Source organism: Neomoorella stamsii, assembly GCF_002995805.1.
GTDB lineage: Bacteria > Bacillota > DSM-521 > Neomoorellales > Neomoorellaceae > Neomoorella > Neomoorella stamsii.
In genome coordinates this window covers 148,683-169,294 of sequence record NZ_PVXL01000078.1, presented here as the reverse complement: position 1 = coordinate 169,294, position 20,612 = coordinate 148,683, and the positions used below count along the sequence as shown (strand labels likewise).

The 20,612-nt window shown below is 60.8% G+C and carries 17 protein-coding genes, 1 pseudogene and 1 riboswitch; all 18 genes and pseudogenes read left to right on the top strand.

All coding sequences use genetic code 11. The features are described 5' to 3' along the window. Window positions 1-140 (top strand): annotated as a pseudogene (locus MOST_RS18080) (IS110 family transposase); the annotation flags it as partial. Window positions 141-599: 459 nt separating this feature from the next. Then, a complete protein-coding gene (locus MOST_RS16405) occupies window positions 600-2,906 on the top strand; it encodes a DUF8725 domain-containing protein (protein WP_054936747.1) in 2,307 nt (768 codons plus the stop codon). Then, on the top strand, window positions 2,906-3,847 hold the full coding sequence (locus MOST_RS16400) for an ABC transporter ATP-binding protein (protein WP_054936746.1): 942 nt from the start codon (window positions 2,906-2,908) through the stop codon (window positions 3,845-3,847). Before MOST_RS16405 ends, MOST_RS16400 begins: the two co-directional genes overlap by 1 nt. Beyond that, complete coding sequence (locus MOST_RS16395; protein ID WP_054936745.1) at window positions 3,834-4,700, top strand: ABC transporter permease; 867 nt, start codon at window positions 3,834-3,836, stop codon at window positions 4,698-4,700. The genes MOST_RS16400 and MOST_RS16395 overlap by 14 nt, the downstream gene beginning before the upstream one ends. A gap of 118 nt (window positions 4,701-4,818) precedes the next feature. Beyond that, entirely contained in the window at window positions 4,819-4,950 is a 132-nt protein-coding gene (locus tag MOST_RS18325; RefSeq protein WP_277995704.1) for a hypothetical protein, read from the top strand. Continuing rightward, window positions 4,920-5,228: a hypothetical protein gene (locus MOST_RS16390; RefSeq protein WP_129588710.1), complete on the top strand. Its 309-nt coding sequence runs from the start codon at window positions 4,920-4,922 to the stop codon at window positions 5,226-5,228. The genes MOST_RS18325 and MOST_RS16390 overlap by 31 nt, the downstream gene beginning before the upstream one ends. Before the next feature lie 119 nt (window positions 5,229-5,347). Continuing rightward, complete coding sequence (locus MOST_RS16385; RefSeq protein WP_054936743.1) at window positions 5,348-7,306, top strand: stalk domain-containing protein; 1,959 nt, start codon at window positions 5,348-5,350, stop codon at window positions 7,304-7,306. A 95-nt stretch (window positions 7,307-7,401) separates the two neighbouring features. Further along, window positions 7,402-7,504: riboswitch (purine riboswitch) on the top strand. Window positions 7,505-7,829: 325 nt separating this feature from the next. After that, window positions 7,830-8,354: a 5-(carboxyamino)imidazole ribonucleotide mutase gene (gene purE / locus MOST_RS16380; RefSeq protein ID WP_054936742.1), complete on the top strand. Its 525-nt coding sequence runs from the start codon at window positions 7,830-7,832 to the stop codon at window positions 8,352-8,354. Continuing rightward, complete coding sequence (gene purB, locus MOST_RS16375; protein ID WP_054936741.1) at window positions 8,351-9,646, top strand: adenylosuccinate lyase; 1,296 nt, start codon at window positions 8,351-8,353, stop codon at window positions 9,644-9,646. The genes purE and purB overlap by 4 nt, the downstream gene beginning before the upstream one ends. A gap of 165 nt (window positions 9,647-9,811) precedes the next feature. Next, window positions 9,812-10,528, top strand: a complete 717-nt coding sequence (gene purC, locus MOST_RS16370; protein WP_054936740.1) for a phosphoribosylaminoimidazolesuccinocarboxamide synthase — start codon at window positions 9,812-9,814, stop codon at window positions 10,526-10,528. 19 nt (window positions 10,529-10,547) lie between these two features. Continuing rightward, window positions 10,548-10,817 (top strand): phosphoribosylformylglycinamidine synthase subunit PurS, encoded by a 270-nt coding sequence (purS, locus tag MOST_RS16365; protein ID WP_054936739.1) that lies wholly within the window; start codon window positions 10,548-10,550, stop codon window positions 10,815-10,817. Between the two features lie 55 nt (window positions 10,818-10,872). After that, on the top strand, window positions 10,873-11,583 hold the full coding sequence (purQ, locus tag MOST_RS16360; protein WP_054936738.1) for a phosphoribosylformylglycinamidine synthase subunit PurQ: 711 nt from the start codon (window positions 10,873-10,875) through the stop codon (window positions 11,581-11,583). Continuing rightward, on the top strand, window positions 11,573-13,774 hold the full coding sequence (gene purL, locus MOST_RS16355; protein ID WP_054936737.1) for a phosphoribosylformylglycinamidine synthase subunit PurL: 2,202 nt from the start codon (window positions 11,573-11,575) through the stop codon (window positions 13,772-13,774). The genes purQ and purL overlap by 11 nt, the downstream gene beginning before the upstream one ends. Next, window positions 13,738-15,195, top strand: a complete 1,458-nt coding sequence (gene purF / locus MOST_RS16350) for an amidophosphoribosyltransferase (RefSeq protein WP_083476620.1) — start codon at window positions 13,738-13,740, stop codon at window positions 15,193-15,195. The genes purL and purF overlap by 37 nt, the downstream gene beginning before the upstream one ends. Before the next feature lie 392 nt (window positions 15,196-15,587). After that, entirely contained in the window at window positions 15,588-16,640 is a 1,053-nt protein-coding gene (gene purM, locus MOST_RS16345; protein WP_054936736.1) for a phosphoribosylformylglycinamidine cyclo-ligase, read from the top strand. An 83-nt stretch (window positions 16,641-16,723) separates the two neighbouring features. Then, window positions 16,724-17,344 (top strand): phosphoribosylglycinamide formyltransferase, encoded by a 621-nt coding sequence (gene purN / locus MOST_RS16340; protein ID WP_054936735.1) that lies wholly within the window; start codon window positions 16,724-16,726, stop codon window positions 17,342-17,344. A 370-nt stretch (window positions 17,345-17,714) separates the two neighbouring features. Beyond that, window positions 17,715-19,256, top strand: coding sequence for a bifunctional phosphoribosylaminoimidazolecarboxamide formyltransferase/IMP cyclohydrolase (gene purH, locus MOST_RS16335; RefSeq protein ID WP_054936734.1), 1,542 nt, complete (start codon window positions 17,715-17,717; stop codon window positions 19,254-19,256). A gap of 15 nt (window positions 19,257-19,271) precedes the next feature. Continuing rightward, entirely contained in the window at window positions 19,272-20,543 is a 1,272-nt protein-coding gene (gene purD, locus MOST_RS16330; RefSeq protein WP_054936733.1) for a phosphoribosylamine--glycine ligase, read from the top strand. Window positions 20,544-20,612 lie beyond the last annotated feature (69 nt).

The window sequence follows — 20,612 nt, the reverse complement described above, 5'->3', positions numbered from 1 at the left end:
TAAAAAAGAAGCAGGCCTTAATAGCCATAGCCGTAAAATTACTGCGGGTAATGTACGGCCTGGCCAGGAAGAAAGAAAACTACGACCCTGACAAAGTATTAGGTGACTATCGCCGCGCCCAATTACAGCAAGCAGCTTAAAAATAAAAACCCAAACACGAGGTAAAAAGTCTTGGGTGGGGGAAGCCTTAATCACCTCCATAAGGGCATAGACCCTGCATGAGAGTACTAGGCATATCCCACCGCCCTCAAAAGGCCGAACGAAGGAATGAAACAGGGCATAGACCCCGGGAGACATGATAGGGTAGCCGAGGGCAAGAAGTGGTGAGGTTACTACTCAAGACTTAAGATTTAAAGCCGGAGACCTGTTGTTGTGGATAATGCCGCTCGTGTGGATTTGTGGATAACCCCTTCGGGGTTACCCACAACTCCACACTCGCTTGGACAACGCTTCGCGTTGCCCACATTATCCACAACAACTACGTCTACTGATGATGAAGATGAAGGCTTAGTCTGCCTTCTTGGACTTCATCATAAAAATGAAAATCTAAGAGAGCAAGAGATTTAACGAGCTAGAAGCAAATTATTGAGATAGGGAAAATGCGGTTTTTCAGCAACGTCTTTATTCTGGCCGTCCTGGCCACGGCCCTGCTGGCGGGGACGCTGCCTTCCCTTGCCGCGGCCCCGGTGAAAATGAAGGTGCGCCCCGGCCTGGGCGGCCTGTATAAGGTAAACCAGCACCTGGAACTGGTAATAACCGTGGACAACCCCGGGCCAGGGTTTGCGGGAACCATTACGGTGGAGCAGGACGAGGAACGGCCGGAAAGGCGCCGTCCCGATCTGGCCCGGGTGGCCACAGATGTGGACGTGCCGGCTGGTGCCAGCGGGCAGTATCGCCTGGTGATCCCGGGGGAACTGGCCTCCGTGAAGCCGGTGGTGCGGCTGGTTTCCGGCGGGCAGGTACTGGCCGAATCCTGGGTGGAAGGGGTGGCGGTGGACGACGGCCGTATGGTGATCCTGGCCCTGGGTGAAGATGTGACCGGGGGCGGCCTGCAGGACTGGCTTTCCCAGGGAGTCGGCTCCCTGGCCACATTGAAATACCTCTCCCCCGGCGAACTGCCCGGGGACAGCCTGCTCCTGAGCGCGGCGGACATTATCATGATCGGACCTGCCGGCGTTTCCCGTTTAAGCCAGGAACAGGTCAAAGCCCTGAAGGAATGGGTGTATCTGGGCGGCTCGCTGGTACTGCTGGGCGGCGCGGGAGCCGGTGAAGGGGGTAGTTTTACCGATGTCAGCCCGGTGCAGGTCAGCAGCAGGCAGGTGGTGGCCGGCAAGCTGGAGGGCCTGCGCTCTGGCGGGCCCCTGCTGGTGGCTGCCGGCCGGCTGGTAGCCGGCAAGGCCCTGGCCGTGGAAAACGGTGTTCCGGTGCTGGCCCGGCGGCCCCTGGGCCGGGGGGAAGTGCTTTACTGCGGCGCTGCTCCGGGGGACCTGGGCGGCGAAGCCCGGGATGTGTGGTCCGCCCTGCTGAACAGCACCATCCCGGGACCGGGTATAAAGGTCCTCCTCCCGCAGGGCCCTTACCCGACCGGGAACCCGGCGGTGGCCTCCCTGGTGGCTGCCAGTGCCTATATACCCCGGCTGGCAGGGCCGCCGGTGCCGGTGCTGGCCCTGTTGTGGCTGGTATACGCAACCGCCGTGGGGCCGCTGCTTTACTTCCTGCTGCGCCGGGCCGACCGCCGTGATTGGGCCTGGGCGCTGGTGCCGGCGGGGGCGCTGGTGGCCGCCGGCTGTTTTTACCTGCTGGCCCCCGCCGGCCGCATCCAGGGTTACCTGACCCAGACCCTGGCCGCGGTGGAAATTCTTTCACCGGAAATGGCCGAGGTGCGGGCGGGGGCTTCCGTGGTAACCACCCGGGGCGGGGATCTCACCGTCCAGGCCGCCCCAGGCATGCTGGCCGGTCCTAGCTCGGGCAGCACCAATCGGACAGCGGTCCTGGTACAACAGAATAAAGATACCACCACGGTTAACTTCGGTAACGTTCAGTACAATTCCCTGCGGCAGGTTTACGCCCTGAGGCTGCGGCGGGACCTGGGAAGCATCGCAGGACGGCTCTACCTGGAGGGGAACAGCATCAAAGGGGATCTGGTGAACAAGACCGGCCTGGACCTGCGGGACTGCAAGCTGATCCTGGGCAGCCGGGTGATCCCGGCCGGCAACCTGCCCGCGGGAGGTACGGTACACATCGAGGAAAAACTGGAAGGGGTAAATCCGCCCGCCGACCCGGAAATGCTTCTGGCCGCGCTGGGCGTGGGCAAGCCGGGCCGGCCGGGGGATCCTTATTTCCGGGAACGGATGATGTTGAATGAAATCATTTACGGTGATTATGGGCGTCCGGCTGGCATACAGTTTATCGGCTGGTACGACGGGTCGCCGGGTATTTTTGCGGTGGCGGGAAAAAGTGGCCGGAGTGCGGACTACGGCCTGGTGCTGGTGAAACAGACCATCCCGCTGGATGCGGCCGGCCGGTTTTATCTTCCGGCAGGGTTGATCAAACCGCGCATCGGTGAATTCCTTATGCCTGGCCGGAGCCCTTCACCCGAAAACATTGCAATTGACGATCAAAAGGTCCACCTGGTTTATGATCTAGACGACGCGGGGATCAGCAGGAATTTTCAGATCGCAGCCCTGGATATTCAATATGCTAAAGGGCAGTTCAACCTGTCGGTGGAAATATACAACCACCAGGAGGGGCGGTGGGAACAACTGCCCGACGGCGGCAAAAGGATCGGATCGGCGGATTTGTCCCGGTATCTATCCCATAACCAGGTCTGGCTCAAAGTGACGGGAGAATCCCGGGGGCCTTACCCGGCATGGCCCGGCCTGGCGGTGGAAGGGGAGGTTTCCTGATGATCCGGTTTAACGGGATATATAAAAATTTCGGGGCCACCAGGGCGCTGGACAATTTCAGCCTGGAAATCGGCCGGGGGCTGGTTTACGGGCTCATCGGTCCCAACGGCGCCGGCAAGACCACGGCCATGAGCATCCTGGCCACCCTGCTGCTCCCCGAGGCGGGCACGGCCACGGTGGACGGCCTGGATGTGGTGGAGGAAGCGGAAAAGGTGCGGGGCATAATCGGCTATATGCCCGATTTCTTCGGTGTTTACGACGGCTTGCGGGCGACGGAATATCTGGAATTTTTTGCTGCCGCCCATCACATCCCCGCCCACCGGCGGCCCGGCTTGGCCAGGACCCTCCTGGAACTGGTCAACCTGCCGGACAAGGCCGACGTATACGTGGACTCCCTTTCTCGGGGGATGAAGCAGCGGCTGGCCCTGGCCCGCTGCCTGGTGCACGACCCCAAGGTGTTGATCCTGGACGAACCGGCCTCGGGCCTGGACCCCCGGGCCCGGGCGGAGATGAAGGAAATTATCCGGCACTTGAAACACCTGGGTAAAACGGTATTGATCAGCTCCCACATCCTGCCGGAGCTGGCGGAGATCTGCGATGCCGTGGCCATTATGGAGGCAGGCCGGCTGGTGGTCGCGGGCACGGTGGCGGAAATCACCGCCGTTTCCCGGGGTGCCAGGCAAATGCGGGTGGCAGTGCTGGACCGGGCGGGGGAACTGGCGGGCTTTCTGGCCACCCGGCCCGGGGTAAGTGAAACCCTGGCGGATGAACAGGAGGTCCGGTTCCTTTTCGACGGGAACCAGGCGGAACAGGCCGCCCTCTTACAGGCTATGGTCAGCGGTGGCTGGCCTGTGGTGGAATTCACCGAAGTCCGGCGCAATCTGGAGGAAGCCTTTATGGCCGTCACCGCTGAGGGGGTTGAAGATAATGGCGGAAATTAACCCGGTTTTGCTCAAAGAGCTGCGCCAGCGGTTTCGCACCGGGAAAACGGCGTGGCTGCTGGCGCTTTACCTGCTAGTCATCGGCGCCTTCGTCCTGGGGTTCATGTACCTGAGCTGGCGGGGCTCCCCGGGCATTTTCCAACCCGACCGCAGCCGCAGCCTCTTCATCATGCTCAGCGTCACCCAGCTGGTCCTGCTGGGCTTCGTGGTGCCGGGCCTCACCGCCGGCGTCATCAGCGGGGAACGGGAGCGGCAGACCTTGAATGTACTGCTGACCACCCGGCTCACCCCCCGGCAGATCATCTGGAGCAAGCTGGTTTCTGCCTGCGCCTTTGTGGTGCTGCTGGTGGTGGCCACCCTGCCCCTGTACAGCATCGTTTTTATGTACGGCGGCATCGCCCCGGCACAGGTGCTGGGGGTTTTCGGCTTCTACCTCGTGACCATCTTTCTCTTTGGCTGCATAGGTGTGGCCTGCTCTTCTTTCTTTAAAAGAACGGGCGTAAGTACCGTCACGACCTACGGCCTGGCCTTCGCCCTGGCGGCGGGCACCGGTTTTCTGGCGGTGTTTCTGCATGAAATGAACCGGCTGCAGGCCCGGGGAGGCATAAGCCCGGAAACCTGGCACCCGGCCTTTCTGGCCTGGGTTGTGGAATTTTTACAGGACATTAACCCCGTTTTTGTTTTAATGCAGATCCTGGGAGAAAATGGGATTCCCACGGGGGTAAATTTCGGCCTGCCCGGCTGGGCCGTTTACACCCTGGTCTCCCTGGCCGCCGGCGTCCTGCTGTTGCACTGGAGCGCCCGCCTGCTTTTGCCCGGGGGGAAAAGGAGGCGAATCACCATGGATGTTTAAGCATCAGCGGCCAAAGAAAAATCTGGCCGGATCAATGTAATTTACGCGTTACATTCCCTGTTCCAAACAGTCCATAAAACTGAACCCAAAATTTTATCCTTTAAAGGAGGAGATGCAGGTGAAAAAAGTGCAGGGTATAGCCGCCTCTGTGCTGGCCGTCGGCATGCTGCTGGCTTCCCCGGTTTGGGCGGCGGAAAACCGGCGTCCGTTGTTCAAGCAATGGGCGTCGGTGGCGGAGTACGGACGGTAGCGCCACAGGGGATAACGGAAGCACAAAAACCGGTGCTCACCGCAGCCCAGAAACAGGCTCTGGAAAAGGTTTACTATGCTGTACCGGAACTGAAAGAACTGTCCGTGCAGGATGTAGCGGACGAAGGTGGCAAAGCCTGGTTCGTAATGCTGGGTAAACGTACCCCGGGCACAGAGGGGGGTATCCAGGGCGCCTACGCATTGAGACTCCCGGCTATATCCATTGACTCTACTGGCAAACCAGGGAACAAGCGAAGGCGAAGACTGGAAGACAGGTGAAGTGGCAAACCTTTACAGAGAATTAACTTTCTCTTCCATTAGTTACCTTTCCTGCTCCCTCCTCCTGTGTTAAAATTAGGAACGGATTACCACAAAAAAGGAGCAGGTGATGGTCAGGCATGAAGGTATCGCGTATTATCGCCATCCTTTTATTCTTGTTGCTGATCCCGCCCGCAGCCGCCTGGGCCGACCCCTGGCAGGACTACCGGCGCGCCGGGGAACTGGAGGCCGGTGACCCGACCACGGCCGAGAGGCTCTACCGTAACGCCGCCGCTGCTTTTGAGGCCAGCGGTGACCTGATCAACGCCGGCCTGGCCTGGCAGAAGATCTTCCGCCTCTGCGACCGCCAGGGGAAACTGGCCGAGGCCGGGGCCGCCTACGTGAAGGAGGTCGCCCTCTTCCAGCAGGCGGGGAAACCTGACTGGGCCTGGGAGGATACGGCCCGGGGTGAGAGCCTGAAATCCATGCTGCGCCTCTTTATCCCGGTGCCGGACCCTGGGCGGATAACCCTGGCTAAATTTGAGCCGGCTGCCGGTGTCTACCTGGGCCTTTACGAAGAGCGGGGGCCTGCCGGGAACGACTACAACCGGGTCAAAGACCTTTACGGTCGCCAGCACGCCCTCTATTTAGGCTACGGCCACATCTACGGGCCGGGTAACTTTGTTTTACCCTGGGATACGATGGAGAAAGCCCGGCAGGTGCCCGGCGCGGGCCTGGTCCTGGCCCTGGAGCCCAACGGCGGCCTGGGGGGCCTGCAGGAGGAGGATCTGGTGGCCATCGCCCGGGAGCTTGCCGCCTATAAAATCCCGGTTTTTCTCCGATTCGCCTCGGAAATGAACATGGAGGGCACCAACGCCTGGCATGGCGACCCCGGTACTTATGTCGACTGGTTTCGCCGGGCGGCTACCATAATGCGCCGGGAAGCCCCCAACGTGGCCATGGTCTGGAACCCCTTTGATATCGTCCAGCCGGAGGGGGTCAAAGCCGCGGCCCTGGAGTACTACCCAGGCGATGACTATGTCGACTGGGTGGGCGTCAACTTCTACAGCGACTACTACCTGAGCGGCCGCCCCGACCAGCCGGGAGCGGGCCTGGATCCCCTGCAACGCCTGGACTACTGGTACCGCATTTTCGCCGGTAGCAAGCCCCTGATGGTGGGCGAGTTCGGCATTGCCCACACGGTGTTGAGCCCCGGCCGGGCCGATGTCAGCCGCTGGGCCGCCTTCAACATTCGTAAATTCTACCGCACCCTGCCCCTCCTCTACCCGCGGGTCAAGGCTGTGGTCTACTTTGATCTCAACGAAAGCGACCCCCTCTACACCCAGGCGAAGGTGAGCGATTATCGCCTGGATGACAACCAGGAGGTTTTGACCGCCTACCAGGAGGCCATCGCCGGCCCTCACTACCTGGAACAGGTCGGCCAGGAGGCACCCGGAACCTACCGGGAACTCGAGGATCGCATGGCCATCCAGGGGGAAGTTACCCTGGGGGCCGCCGTCAAGCTTTACGACCCCTTCATCAGCAGGGTGGAATATTACTTAAATGGCGAGCTTCTGGGTAGCCCTACCAGCCCGCCCTACCAGTTGACCATTGACTTCAATCGCCTGCCCGGTGAAGGGAGCCTCGTAGTTAAGGCCTATGACAGCCAGGGCCGGGAAGCAGTGAGCCGCGCCTTTACCATTTATGGGAGCGCCGTGCCGGTGGCCATCTTTACCCTGGGGCAAAAAAGTTACAGCAGCAACGGCCAGGTGCAAGAGATGGATGTCGCCCCTCTGCTGGAAAACGGCCGCACCTACGTCCCCCTGCGCTACCTGGCCCTGGCCCTGGGTGTTCCCGAGGAGGGGATTGGCTGGGATCCCGCCAGCCAAACGGTGACTTTGAGCAGCGCCGGCCATATCCTGAAGTTTTATCCCGGCCGCGCGGAAATGGAACGCGACGGCCGCCGGGAAACCCTGGATGTAGCCCCCCTGAACCGTTACGATCGGGTTTTCCTCCCGGCCCGCTATGTCGCCGAGGCCCTGGGGTACAAGGTCCACTGGTCAGAGACCAGGCAGCAGGTGCTGGTCACCAGGGAATAGCGGGATTGCCTTCGTGCGACTCCCTTCTAAAGAACAATTAGGATAGCATGAAAGCTTATTGACAGTTGTTATCCCTTTTGCTATTATGGGGGCGAAAAGTAAATATGGTAGTGGCCTGTATAATTGGGGGAATAGGGCTCCCAAGTTTCTACCGGGCAACCGTAAATTGCCCTGGCTACAGCCTGAAAGTGTACCTCAGGGTTCCGCGCGAAGGTTATTTCGCGGCCAGGTCCGAGTGGTACAGGCACTTTCGTGCTACACCGGAGGGATAAAAACCCAGGCGGGTAGGTTTCAGTGTTGCGTGACCTACCCCGGCCTGGGTTCTTTAGTTTGCCGGCCGGCAAGAGGGAATTTAAATTGTACTTTATGATCCTTATGTTCAGAAATCGGAGTGGAAGCGGAGAGAAAGCGGAGAGGAGCCGGCAAGGAGAGTTAAATTATATTTAAATACAGGCCGGTAGCAAAAAGGATAAAGGGGGCTGATAAAATAAATGCTAAAATATAAGGAAGGAGAAGAAATTTGATGAACCTGGCACATGTTGGTATCGTTATGGGTAGCGACTCCGATTTGCCGGTTATGGCCCAGGCCGCAAGCTTCTTGGAGCGCTTCCAGATTCCTTATGAAGTAAGGATTCTGTCCGCCCACCGTTCACCCGATGCAGCCCTGGAATACGCCCGCAGTGCAGCCGGCCGGGGGCTCAAAGTCCTCATCGCCGGCGCCGGCGGGGCGGCCCACCTGGCCGGTGTCCTGGCAGCCGTGACCACCCTGCCGGTCATTGGCGTTCCAATCAAGACGGCGGCCCTGGGCGGGGTGGACTCCCTCTACGCCATGGTACAGATGCCTAAAGGCATCCCGGTGGCCACTGTAGCCATTGACGGGGCGGCCAATGCCGCAATACTTGCGGCCCAGATCCTCGCCGTCCACGACCAGCAGCTAAAGGCGCGCCTGGCGGCCTATAAAGAAGAGCTGGCCCGGGAAGTGGCGGCCCGGGATGCTAAACTGGCGCAACTGGGTATTGAAGGTTATCTACGGGAGGGGAAAAAATGATTGAACGCTATACCCTGCCTGAAATGGGCAAGATCTGGGAACCGGAGCACAAATTCCGCACCTGGTTAGCTATAGAGATCTACGCCTGCGAAGCCTGGGCCGAGCTGGGCCAGATCCCGCCGGCCGCCCTGGAAGAGATCAAGGCCAAGGCCGATTTTGACATTGACCGGATCAATGAAATTGAAGCCACCACCCGCCATGACGTCCTGGCTTTTCTCACGGCAGTGGCGGAAAAGGTGGGTGATGCCTCCAAGTATATTCACCTTGGCATGACCTCCTCCGACGTCCTGGATACGGCCCTGGCGGTGCAGATGCGGGACGCCGCCGACCTGCTCCTCAGACGCCTGCGGGAACTGCGGGCCGAACTAGTCAAAAAGGCCCGCGAACATAAATACACCCTGATGATCGGCCGCACCCACGGTGTCCATGCCGAGCCCACTACCTTTGGCCTGAAAATGGCCCTCTGGGTCATGGAAGTAGACCGGCATATAACCAGGCTGGAACAGGCCAGGGAAATGATCAGCGTTGGCAAGATATCCGGCGCCGTCGGCACCTTTGCCAATATCAATCCCCGGGTGGAAGAACACGTCTGCCGGTGCCTGGGCCTCCAGCCGGCCAGCGTTTCCACCCAGATCATCCAGCGCGACCGTCACGCCCAGTTCCTGGCCACCCTGGCCGTCATCGGCAGTTCCCTGGAGAAAATGGCTACGGAAATCCGCAACCTCCAGAGGACTGATATTTTAGAAGTTGAAGAGCCCTTTGCCAGGGGTCAGAAGGGTTCCTCGGCCATGCCCCACAAACGCAACCCCATCATGTCCGAGCGGGTGGCGGGCCTGGCCAGGGTGTTGCGGGGCAATGCCCTGGCGGCTATGGAAAATGTCGCCCTCTGGCACGAGCGGGATCTTACCCATTCCTCCGTCGAGCGGGTGATTATTCCCGACAGCACCATCCTGCTGGACTACATGCTGGTTAAATTTACTGAAATTATAGCCGGCCTCAATGTCTACCCGGAGAATATGCGCCGGAATCTTGAAGCCACCCACGGCCTGGTCTTTTCCCAGCGGCTCCTCCTGGCCCTGGTGAACAAAGGCGTCCTGCGGGAGACGGCCTACGCCTGGGTGCAGCGCAATGCCATGCAGGCCTGGCAGAACCGCCAGCCCTTTAAAGAGCTGGTCTTAAAGGACCAGGATATTACGAGCCGCCTGGACCCGAAGGAAATCGAGGCTTTATTTGATTACGACTACCACCTGCGCCACGTGGACTACATCTTCCGCCGCGCCGGATTGGAGTAATTCCAGGCCGGGGCCGACGGGCGAGAAGCGGAGCCCCTCATGGCAGCGAGACGCAACCATCGAAAGCATGAAAATTCCGGGTGGGTTTTATCTGAAGCGAAGGACTTGGTCCGAGCAAAGACAAAGTTAGCGCGGTAAAATTATTTTTGCAAGGAAGGGATTAGTATGCCGGTTAAGAGTGAACTATTATATGAAGGTAAAGCCAAACGGGTCTACCGCACGGGTGACCCCGACCGGTACCTGGTAGAATTCAAGGACGACGCCACGGCCTTTGACGGCCTGAAAAAAGGTACCATTGCCCGTAAAGGCGAGATCAATGCCCGGCTATCGGCCCTGTTTTTCCAGGTGCTTTCCAGCCGGGGCATCCCCACCCATTTTATTGAACAAACAGGCCCCCGGGAACTCCTGGTGCGGGCGGTAGAAATCATTCCGGTGGAAGTGGTGGCCCGGAACATTGCCGCCGGGAGCCTGGCCAAACGCCTGGGCCTGGAGGAAGGGACATCCCTCAAGCGCCCGGTGCTGGAGTTTTATTATAAATCCGATGCCCTCCATGACCCCATGATTAACAACTACCACATTGCCGCCCTGGAGCTGGCCACCGACACCCAGATTAAAGAAATGGAAAGCTACGCCTGGAAGGTTAATGAACTGCTGACGGAATTTTTGCAGCCGGCCGACCTGATCCTGGTGGACTTCAAGCTGGAGTTTGGCCTGCACCACGGCCAGGTCCTCCTGGCCGATGAAATTTCCCCCGACACCTGCCGCTTCTGGGACAGCACCAGCGGGGAAAAACTGGACAAGGACCGCTTCCGCCGCGACCTGGGCGGCGTCGAAGACGCCTATGAAGAAGTGTTAAGCCGGGTGGAAAGGTTGTTGCAATAAATTTGGAGGGACGATAATTATGCTCCTGGCTAAAATTTACGTTACCTTAAAGCCCGGCGTCCTCGACCCCCAGGGTGAGGCTGTCATGGGCGGCCTCAAAGCCATGGGGTATGAGGGGGTAACTGCGGTGCGCGTCGGTAAATACCTGGAAGTGCAGCTGGACCTGGATGACCGGCAGGAAGCCGGGCGGCAGGTGGAGGAGATGTGCCGGCGGCTCCTGGCCAACCCGGTGATCGAACAGTATCGCTATACCCTGGAAGAACCTGCCGGCACCGGCGGCAAGGCTTGAGCGCGGCGCGGCGACTGGTGGCGTATAGTCCGGTAGATAAAATGGAGGAACAACCATGAAGTTCGGCGTTATCGTCTTTCCCGGCTCCAACTGCGACCAGGATGTTTACTACGTCCTGGGGGCGGTCCTGGGCCAGCCGGTGGACTACCTCTGGCACGGCGATACCGATGTTGCGGGTTACGACTGCCTGGTGCTGCCCGGCGGCTTTTCCTACGGCGATTACCTCCGGGCCGGGGCCATTGCCCGCTTTGCCCCCATTATGCCGGCAGTCATTGACTTTGCCCGGTCCGGCGGCCTGGTGCTGGGCATCTGCAACGGCTTCCAGATCCTCCTGGAGGCCGGCCTCCTGCCGGGGGCTATGCGGCGCAATGACTGTCTTCAGTTTCGCTGCCAGTGGACCTATTTAAGGGTGGAAAATAACGCCACCCCCTTTACCAACCGCTTCCGGGAGGGCCAGGTCATCCGCATTCCCATTGCCCACGGTGAAGGCAACTATTATGCCGACGCCGCCACCCTGGCCGAATTGGAGGCTAACCGGCAGATTATCTTTCGCTACTGCACTCCGGACGGAGAAGTGACGCCGGCCGCCAATCCCAACGGTTCGGTGGGCAATATCGCCGGCATTATTAACCGGGAGGGCAATATCCTGGGCATGATGCCCCACCCGGAACGCTGTGCCGAAAGCCTCCTGGGCGGTACCGACGGACGGGAGCTTTTTGCTTCCATAGTTGACTGGTGGCAGAGGGGGGAGCGCCTTGGAGCCTGAAGTTTACCAGCAGATGGGCCTCACGGACGAGGAATTTGAACGCATTAAAGAAATCCTGGGCCGGGAGCCCAATTATGTGGAAGTGGGCATGTTTGCCGTCATGTGGTCGGAGCACTGCGGCTACAAACACTCCCGGCCGGTGTTAAAGCTATTTCCTACGAAAGCCCTCTGGGTCCTCCAGGGGCCGGGGGAAAACGCCGGCATCATCGACATCGGCGACGGCCAGGCGGTAGTCTTTAAAATCGAAAGCCACAACCACCCTTCGGCCATTGAACCCTTCCAGGGAGCGGCTACCGGGGTCGGTGGCATTGTCCGTGACATATTTGCCATGGGAGCCCGGCCGGTTGCCGTCCTGGACTCTTTACGATTCGGCCCTCTGGATGACCCGCGTACCCGTTACCTCATGGGCGGCGTGGTGGCCGGTATTGCCTTTTACGGCAACTGCCTGGGCCTGCCCACGGTGGCCGGGGAAGTCTACTTCGATCCTTCTTATACCGGCAACCCCCTGGTCAACGTCATGGCCGTGGGCCTTATTGAGCAAAAAGATATCCGCCGCGGCCGGGCCGCCGGGGTGGGCAATGCCGTCATGCTGGTGGGCGCCCGCACCGGCCGCGACGGCATCCACGGTGCCACCTTTGCCTCTGAGGAATTGAGCGAGGCTTCCGAGGAACGCCGGCCCTCAGTCCAGGTGGGGGACCCCTTCCGGGAGAAACTCCTCATCGAAGCCTGCCTGGATATTATTAAAGAAGATTTAATCATTGGCATGCAGGATATGGGCGCGGCGGGGATCACCAGCTCTTCCTGTGAAATGGCGGCCCGGGCCGGGACGGGTATGGAAATCGACGTCGCCCTGGTGCCGCGGCGGGAAGAGGGCATGACCCCCTATGAGGTCATGCTTTCGGAGTCCCAGGAACGCATGCTCCTGGTACCCAAAAAAGGTGCCGAAGAAAGGATCCAGGCCATCTGCCGGCGCTGGGGGCTGGAGGCGGTGGTTATCGGCCGGGTGACGGATGACGGCATCATGCGCATTAAAGAGGGCGACCGGGTGGTGGCCGAGGTACCCGCCCGGGCCTTAACGGACCAGTGCCCAGTCTACCAGGTGGAACGGCGCCGGCCAGCCTACCTGGATAAATTACAGGAGCAGGACCTGAGCCACCTGCCGGAGCCGGGGGATTACGGGGAAGTGCTCTTAAAACTCCTGGCGGCACCAAATATAGCCAGCAAGGAATGGGTTTACCGCCAGTACGATTACATGGTGCGTACGGACACGGTGGCCGGCCCCGGCGGCGATGCCGCTGTCTTAAGGATTAAGGGAACCGGCAAAGCCCTGGCCCTGACGGTGGACGGCAACGGCCGCTACTGCTACCTGGACCCGGAAACGGGCGGGGCCATTGCCGTGGCTGAAGCAGCCCGGAATCTCTCCTGCGTGGGCGCCCGTCCCCTGGGCCTTACCGATTGCCTGAACTTTGGTAATCCCGAAAAGCCGGAGGTCGCCTGGCAGTTCTACCAGGCCGTAGTGGGCATGAGCCGGGCCTGCGAGGTTTTGCAGACGCCGGTAACGGGAGGCAACGTCAGTTTCTACAACGAAACAGAGGGCGAGGCTATCTATCCCACGCCGGTGGTGGGTATGGTGGGTCTCATCGCTGATATTGAAAAACGCTGCGCTTTTGCCTGGCGCCGGGAGGATGATGTCCTGATTCTCCTGGGTGAAACCTACCCGGAGATAGGCGGCAGCGAATACCTGGCCGTTATCCACGGCCTGGTGGCCGGGCGGCCGCCGCGTCTCAACCTGGAACGGGAAGCAGCCGTCCAGGAAGTGGTGCGGCAGGCCATTGCCGCCGGGCTGGTGACGGCGGCCCACGATTGCGCCGAAGGGGGCCTGGCCGTGGCCCTGGCTGAAAGTGCCCTGGCCGGCGGAGTGGGAGCCATGGTGGAACTGGCCAGCATTCTCCGGCCGGACTACCTCCTCTTCAGCGAAAGCCAGTCGCGGGTGCTCCTGGCGGTCCCGCCGGCAGCCCGGGACAGGGTGCTGGCCATGGCCCGGGAGAAGGGCGTGCCAGCAACGGTCATTGGCCGCATCGTTGGCCAGACCCTGTTAGTAAGGGTAAACGGCAGGACGCTGTTTAATCTCAGCCTGGGGGAGATGGAGAAGCAATGGCGGGAGAGCATACCGGCTTTGATGGCCCGGTGAGGGAAAGGGATCTATCCCGGGACCGGTCGCCCTGGCATGAAGAGTGCGGCATCTTTGGCATCTATGCCCCGGGCAAGGATGTGGCCCGCCTGACCTATTACGGCCTCTTTGCCCTGCAGCACCGGGGCCAGGAGAGTGCCGGGATTGCCGTGGCCGACGGTCACCATATTGCCGTCCACAAGGGCATGGGGCTGGTGGCGGAGGTTTTTAACCAGGACAACCTCCAGGCTTTAAAGGGCAACCTGGCCATTGGCCATGTGCGCTATTCTACTACCGGGGCGAGTTCCCTGGTCAATGCCCAGCCCCTGGTTTTCCGCTACCTCAGGGGTATGGTGGCCATTGCCCATAACGGGAACCTGACCAATGCCGGCAGGCTGAGGCAGCAGCTGGGGGCCACGGGCTCTATTTTCCAGTCTTCTACCGATAGCGAAGTTATTGTCAATCTTATCGCCCGCTACAGCCAGGAGCCCATTGAGGCGGCCCTGCGCCGCTGCCAGGACGAACTGGAGGGCGCCTATTCCCTGGTGGTGATGACCGAGGAAAAGCTCATTGGTGTCCGCGATCCCTTTGGCGTCCGGCCCCTGTGCCTGGGGAAAATGGGGGAGGCCTGGGTGCTGGCCTCCGAGTCCTGCGCCCTGGATACCGTGGGCGCCGATTTTTGCCGTGACATTGAGCCTGGGGAAATTGTCGTCATCGACAGCCAGGGGGTGCGCTCCATCCAGGGACGGCGGTCGCCCCACAGCGCCCACTGCATTTTTGAATACGTCTACTTTGCCCGGCCCGACAGCATCCTGGACGGCGAGACCGTCAACCTGGTGCGGCGGGAGCTGGGCCGGAATCTGGCCCGGGAATACCAGGTGGCGGCCGATGTGGTGATCCCGGTGCCGGATTCCGGCATCGCCGCCGCTGCCGGTTACGCCGAGGCGGCGGGTTTACCTTTTATCGAAGGGTTGATGAAAAACCGCTATGTGGGCCGGACCTTCATCCAGCCCACCCAGGAGATGCGGGACCTTGGCGTGCGCTTGAAACTTAATCCCATCAAGTCAATTCTGAAGGATAAGCGGGTTATTATCATCGATGATTCCATCGTCCGGGGAACTACCAGCCGGCGGATTGTGGAGATGCTGCGCCAGGCCGGGGTACGGGAGGTCCACCTGCTGGTGGCCTCGCCGCCGGTTTTTCACCCTTGCTACTATGGTATTGATACCAGCGCCCGGGGCGAGCTCATTGCCGCCCAGTATTCCCTGGAGGATATCCGGCGCCATGTCGGGGCCGACAGCCTCTATTACTTGAGCCTGGAGGGGCTGTTCAGTTCCGTAAGCCGGGGGGCCGAAAATTTCTGCGCCGCCTGCTTTTCCGGCCGCTATCCCATCCCCATCCCCTCCGCGGAGGAGGCGTCCAAGTACAGCCTGGAGGGGTAGGGGTGAAGGTTTAACAGGCTGGTTTTGTTTTACAGGACTAACTTTACTGAGGAGCCGCTCATGGCAGCACGCCGCCGTATGAAAATGCCTGGTTGGCATTTGTCGGAAGCGAGCGAGCTTCTACCGAGTGGTGAAGCGGCCCAGGCGAAGCTGAGGGATGATAAGCGGGGCCGAGGACAGAGGGACTAAAGGCCGGATTCTAAAGGCAAGGACGCCGAATAGGCCGCCCAGCACTCACAGTAACCAAGTTACAGTAACCAGTTCTTCGGTTTATGCAGTCGCACTACCTTTGGAGGTACCTGAGTTTAGTGAGTGCTGGGCGCCCCACAAGGGCCAGGGAGCGAGCGAGACAATACCAACCTGCGATAGAGTTATTTTCGGAGGGGGACATTATGGTAGCTGGCGAAGGCCTGACCTATGCTGACGCCGGGGTGGATATTGCCGCCGGCAACCGTGCCGTGGAATTGATGCAGGAGCATGTCCGCCGGACCTTCCGGCCGGGAGTCCTGGGGGACCTGGGCGGTTTCGGGGGCCTTTTTGCCCTGGAACCGGGGCGTTACCGGCAGCCGGTGCTGGTGGCGGGTACCGACGGGGTAGGGACGAAGCTAAAGATAGCCTTCTTGATGGACCGCCACGATACCATCGGCATTGACGCCGTGGCCATGTGCGTCAACGATATCCTGGTCCATGGGGCCGAGCCCCTCTTCTTCCTGGACTACCTGGCGGTAGGGAAAATGGTGCCGGAAAAAGTGGCTCAAATCGTCGCCGGGGTGGCCGAAGGCTGCCGCCGGGCCGGCTGCGCCCTGATCGGGGGCGAGACGGCCGAGATGCCCGGCTTTTACCCGGAGGATGAATACGACCTGGCCGGTTTTGCCGTCGGCGTCGTGGAGCGGGAGGAGCTCCTGGACGGTAGCCGCATCCGGCCCGGCCAGGTGGTCCTGGGCCTGGCCTCCAGCGGCCTGCACTCCAACGGCTTTTCCCTGGCCCGCCGGGTTTTGCTGGCGGAAGCCGGTTACACCCTGGACCGGCAGCTGCCGGAACTGGGCCGGGCCTTGGGGGAAGAATTGCTGGAGCCGACCCGTATATATGCAGCCTCTTTGTTACCATTACTAAAAGAAAGATTAATCAAGGGCCTGGCCCACATCACCGGCGGGGGGCTAGTAGAAAACCCGCCGCGCATCCTGCCGCAAGGTTTAAGCATGCGCCTGGACCGGCGCAGCTGGCCGGTACCGCCCGTTTTCCGCCTCATCCAGAAGAACGGCAAGGTGCCGGAACCGGAGATGTACCGCACCTTCAATATGGGCCTGGGTATGCTGGCGGTGGTCGTGGCCGGTGACGTTGACAGGGTAAAGGCGCGATTAGAGGCCGCCGGGGAAGAGGTTTTTGTGGCCGGCGAGATAATACCCGGCCGGGGAGAAGTGGAATTTGTGCCGGATCTTATATAATTAGTCTATTGAGAGCCCGGGTATATCCCGGAAGCCGCGATTAGGGGAGGCCCGGTGACAAAGTTATTTCCGGAGGAGAGAGTATGGCTGCTGCATTACCTTTACCCATCGGCATCCTGGTTTCCGGCCGGGGCAGTAACATGGAGGCCATTGCCGAAGCCATAGCTGTCGGCCGCGTTCCCGCCCGTATCCAGGTGGTCATCAGCGACCGGCCGGAGGCCCGCGCTCTGGAACTGGCCCGGCAGCGGGGTCTTAAGGCCTATTGCCTCGCGCCCCGGGAATACCCTTCCCGCCAGGCCTATGACCGGGCCCTGGCGGCTGCCTTGAAAAAAGAAGGTGTAGAGCTGGTAGTCCTGGCCGGCTTTATGCGGCTCCTCAGCCAGGATTTTCTGGACCAGTTTCCGGGGGCGATAATCAACATCCACCCGGCCCTACTGCCGGCCTTTCCCGGCCTCAACGCCCAGCGTCAGGCCTGGGAATACGGTGTCAAATTTTCCGGCTGTACCGTCCACTTCGTTGACGCCGGCACAGATACGGGACCTATTATAGCCCAGGCAGTGGTACCGGTCCGGGACGACGACACCCCGGAAACCCTGGCGGCCCGCATCCTGGTCGAAGAGCACCGCCTTTACCCCGAGGTCATTAAATGGCTGGCCGAAGGCCGGGTTACCCTCCACGGCCGGCGGGTCTCAGTAAAAATTTGAAGGAAGCCCCATGGGGGCTGGTGCTCCCGCCGGCGATCGAAGAAAATTTGCCGGGACGTTAGGGCGAAGATATGTCCCGGAGCCGCGAATAGTGGAGCATAGGTCAAAAGGACAGGCGAGGTGAGGCAACCGCTGCCGGAGCCGAGGACGCCTGAGCGTATCCTGGCTAGGAATACAGTGTTATCTTATAGGAGGATCTAAGCCGGCGGAGCAGGAAGCCTGTTCATTGGCAATCCGCAGGCGACGAGCAGCAGTCCGAACCGAGCCGTCGTCCTGTTGGCACGTAGTGCCTTTCGCGGCGGAGGGATATATCCCCGCCAGAAGGCACCATTAGCAGAACCCTATTTTCATTAGGAGGCGAGCTATACATATGCCTAAAAAGGCGCTTCTTAGTGTTTCCGACAAAACCGGCCTGGTGGATCTGGCCCGGGGCCTGGTCGAGCTGGGCTGGGAACTCATTTCCACCGGCGGTACCGCCCGCACCTTAACCGGGGCTGGTTTGCCCGTTACCGAAGTGGCGGCTGTTACCGGCTTTCCCGAGATCCTTGACGGCCGCGTTAAAACCCTCCACCCTAAAATCCATGGCGGGATTCTGGCCCGGCCGACGCCGGAACACCTGGCGCAACTCCAGGAACAGGGCATCCAGACCATTGACCTGGTGGTGGTCAACCTCTACCCCTTCCGGGAAACCATTACCCGGCCCGGGGTAACGCCGGAAGAGGCCATTGAAAACATCGACATCGGCGGCCCAACCATGGTCCGGGCAGCAGCCAAGAATCACGAGCGGGTGGCGGTGGTCGTTGATCCGGCAAGCTACAGTGAGGTACTGGCCGAACTGCGGGAGAAGGGAGACTTAAGCCTGGCCACCCGGCGGCGCCTGGCGGCAGCGGCCTTCGCCCATACGGCTGCCTACGACGCGGCCATCGCGGCCTATTTCCAGCGCCTTATCCGCAATGAAGAGCCTTTTCCTGTTCACTTTATCCTCAGCGGCGAGAAGGTCCAGGACCTCCGTTATGGAGAAAACCCCCACCAGCAGGCGGCTTTCTACCGGCTGGCCTCCGTACCCCCCGGTAGCCTGGCCGGGGCGCGGCAACTCCAGGGCAAGGAGCTCTCCTACAACAACCTCATGGACCTGGACGCCGCCTGGAACCTGGCCTGCGACTTTAAGGAGCCGGTGGCGGCCATCATCAAGCACACCAATCCCTGCGGCGTGGCCCGGGCTACAACTTTATCCCAGGCCTACCGCCTGGCCTACGCGGCCGATCCTGTTTCCGCCTTTGGCGGCATTGTCGCCCTGAACCGGACGGTGGATGCCGCTACAGCCAGGGAAATGACGGAGATATTCCTGGAAGCTGTCATCGCCCCGGACTTTACCCCGGAAGCCCTGGAGATTCTTAAAAGCAAACCCAACCTGCGCCTCTTGGCTGCAGGCGAGAGGGCTGCCTACCGCGTCCAGGAATACCAGGTAAGGCCCGTCAGCGGCGGCTTCCTGGTCCAGGAGCCGGATTACCATGTCCTCGACCCCGCACACCTCAAGGTGGTAACTGCCCGTAAACCTGAAGAGAGGGAAAGGGAGGATTTACTCTTTGCCTGGCAGGTGGTGAAGCACGTCAAGTCCAACGCCATTGTGGTGGCTAAGGACGGCGTTACTTTAGGCATTGGTGCCGGCCAGATGAACCGGGTCGGCGCGGCGCGCATCGCCCTGGAGCAGGCCGGGGCCCGGGCTAAAGGGGCCGTTCTCGCTTCTGATGCCTTCTTCCCCTTTAGCGATACCGTTGCCCTGGCAGCAGAGGCCGGCATTACAGCCATCATCCAGCCCGGCGGCTCCGTCCGCGACGAGGAGTCCATCAAAGCTGCCGATGCCGGCGGCATAGCCATGGTCTTTACCGGCATCCGCCATTTCCGCCATTAAAGGAGGGCATCGCAAATGCGCATCCTGGTAGTCGGCGGCGGCGGGCGGGAACACGCCCTGGTGTGGAAGATTGCCCGGAGTCCCCGGGTTACGGAAATCTACTGCGCGCCGGGCAATGCCGGCATTGCCGGCCTGGCCACCTGCGTGCCCGTTGACGCCGGCGATATTGAAGGTCTCCTGGCCTTTGCCCGCCGGTCCGGCATCGATCTTACTGTGGTGGGTCCCGAAGCACCCCTGGTGGCCGGCATTGTCGACGCCTTCCAGGCCGCCGGGTTAACTGTCTTTGGCCCTACGCAGGCGGCCGCCCGGCTGGAAGGGAGCAAGATTTTCGCCAAGGAGTTGATGCAGGAAGCAGGCATCCCCACGGCTCGCCATGCCGCCTTTGCGGAGGCCGGGGCGGCCCTGGCCTACCTGGAGGAACATCCCGGCCCGGTGGTCGTCAAGGCCGACGGCCTGGCCGCCGGCAAGGGGGTAGTGGTGGCCCCGGACACGGCCACGGCCCGGGAAGCAGTAACGGCCATGTTCGCTGGCCGGTTTGGCCCTGCCGGGCAGCGGGTGATTATTGAAGAGCGCCTGGAAGGCGAAGAGGTCAGCATCCTGGCCCTCTGCGACGGGGAAACGGTGATCCCCCTCTTGCCTTCCCAGGACCACAAGCGGGTGGGGGAAGGAGATACCGGCCCCAATACCGGCGGTATGGGCGCCTACGCCCCTGTCCCCTTTTACACTCCGGAAATAGCCGGGGAGGTAGAAGAAAAGATTCTCCGGCCTACAGTCCGGGCTATGGCCGCGGCCGGCTGCCCCTACCGCGGCGTCCTCTACGCCGGGCTGATGCTCACCCGCGAGGGGCCTAAAGTCCTGGAATTTAACTGTCGCTTTGGAGACCCGGAAACCCAGCCGTTGATGTTGCTTTTACAAAGCGACCTGGTGGAACTGATGCTGGCTACCATAAACGGTGCGCTGGCTAGTACAAAGATTGACTGGTACCCGGGGGCGGCAGCCGGGGTGGTCCTGGCGGCAGGAGGTTATCCAGGCCCGTACGCTAAAGGTACACCCATTGCGGGACTGGAGGCAGTGCCGCCTGGAGTGGAGGTTTTCCACGCCGGTACGGCTCTGGTGGACGGGCAGGTAGTAACGGCCGGGGGCCGGGTATTATGTGTCACCGCCAGGGGTGAAGATTTACGGGCCGCCCTGGAGCGCGTTTATGCCGGTATAAAGGCAATTAATTTTGTGGGCATGCACTACCGCCGCGATATCGGCTACCGGGCCCTGCAAATAGCTAAAAAATAAGCACCCGGCAAATTTATTTGCCGGGCTTATTGCATTTTATCCGGATATTTGCCTGCATGGTGCGAAGAA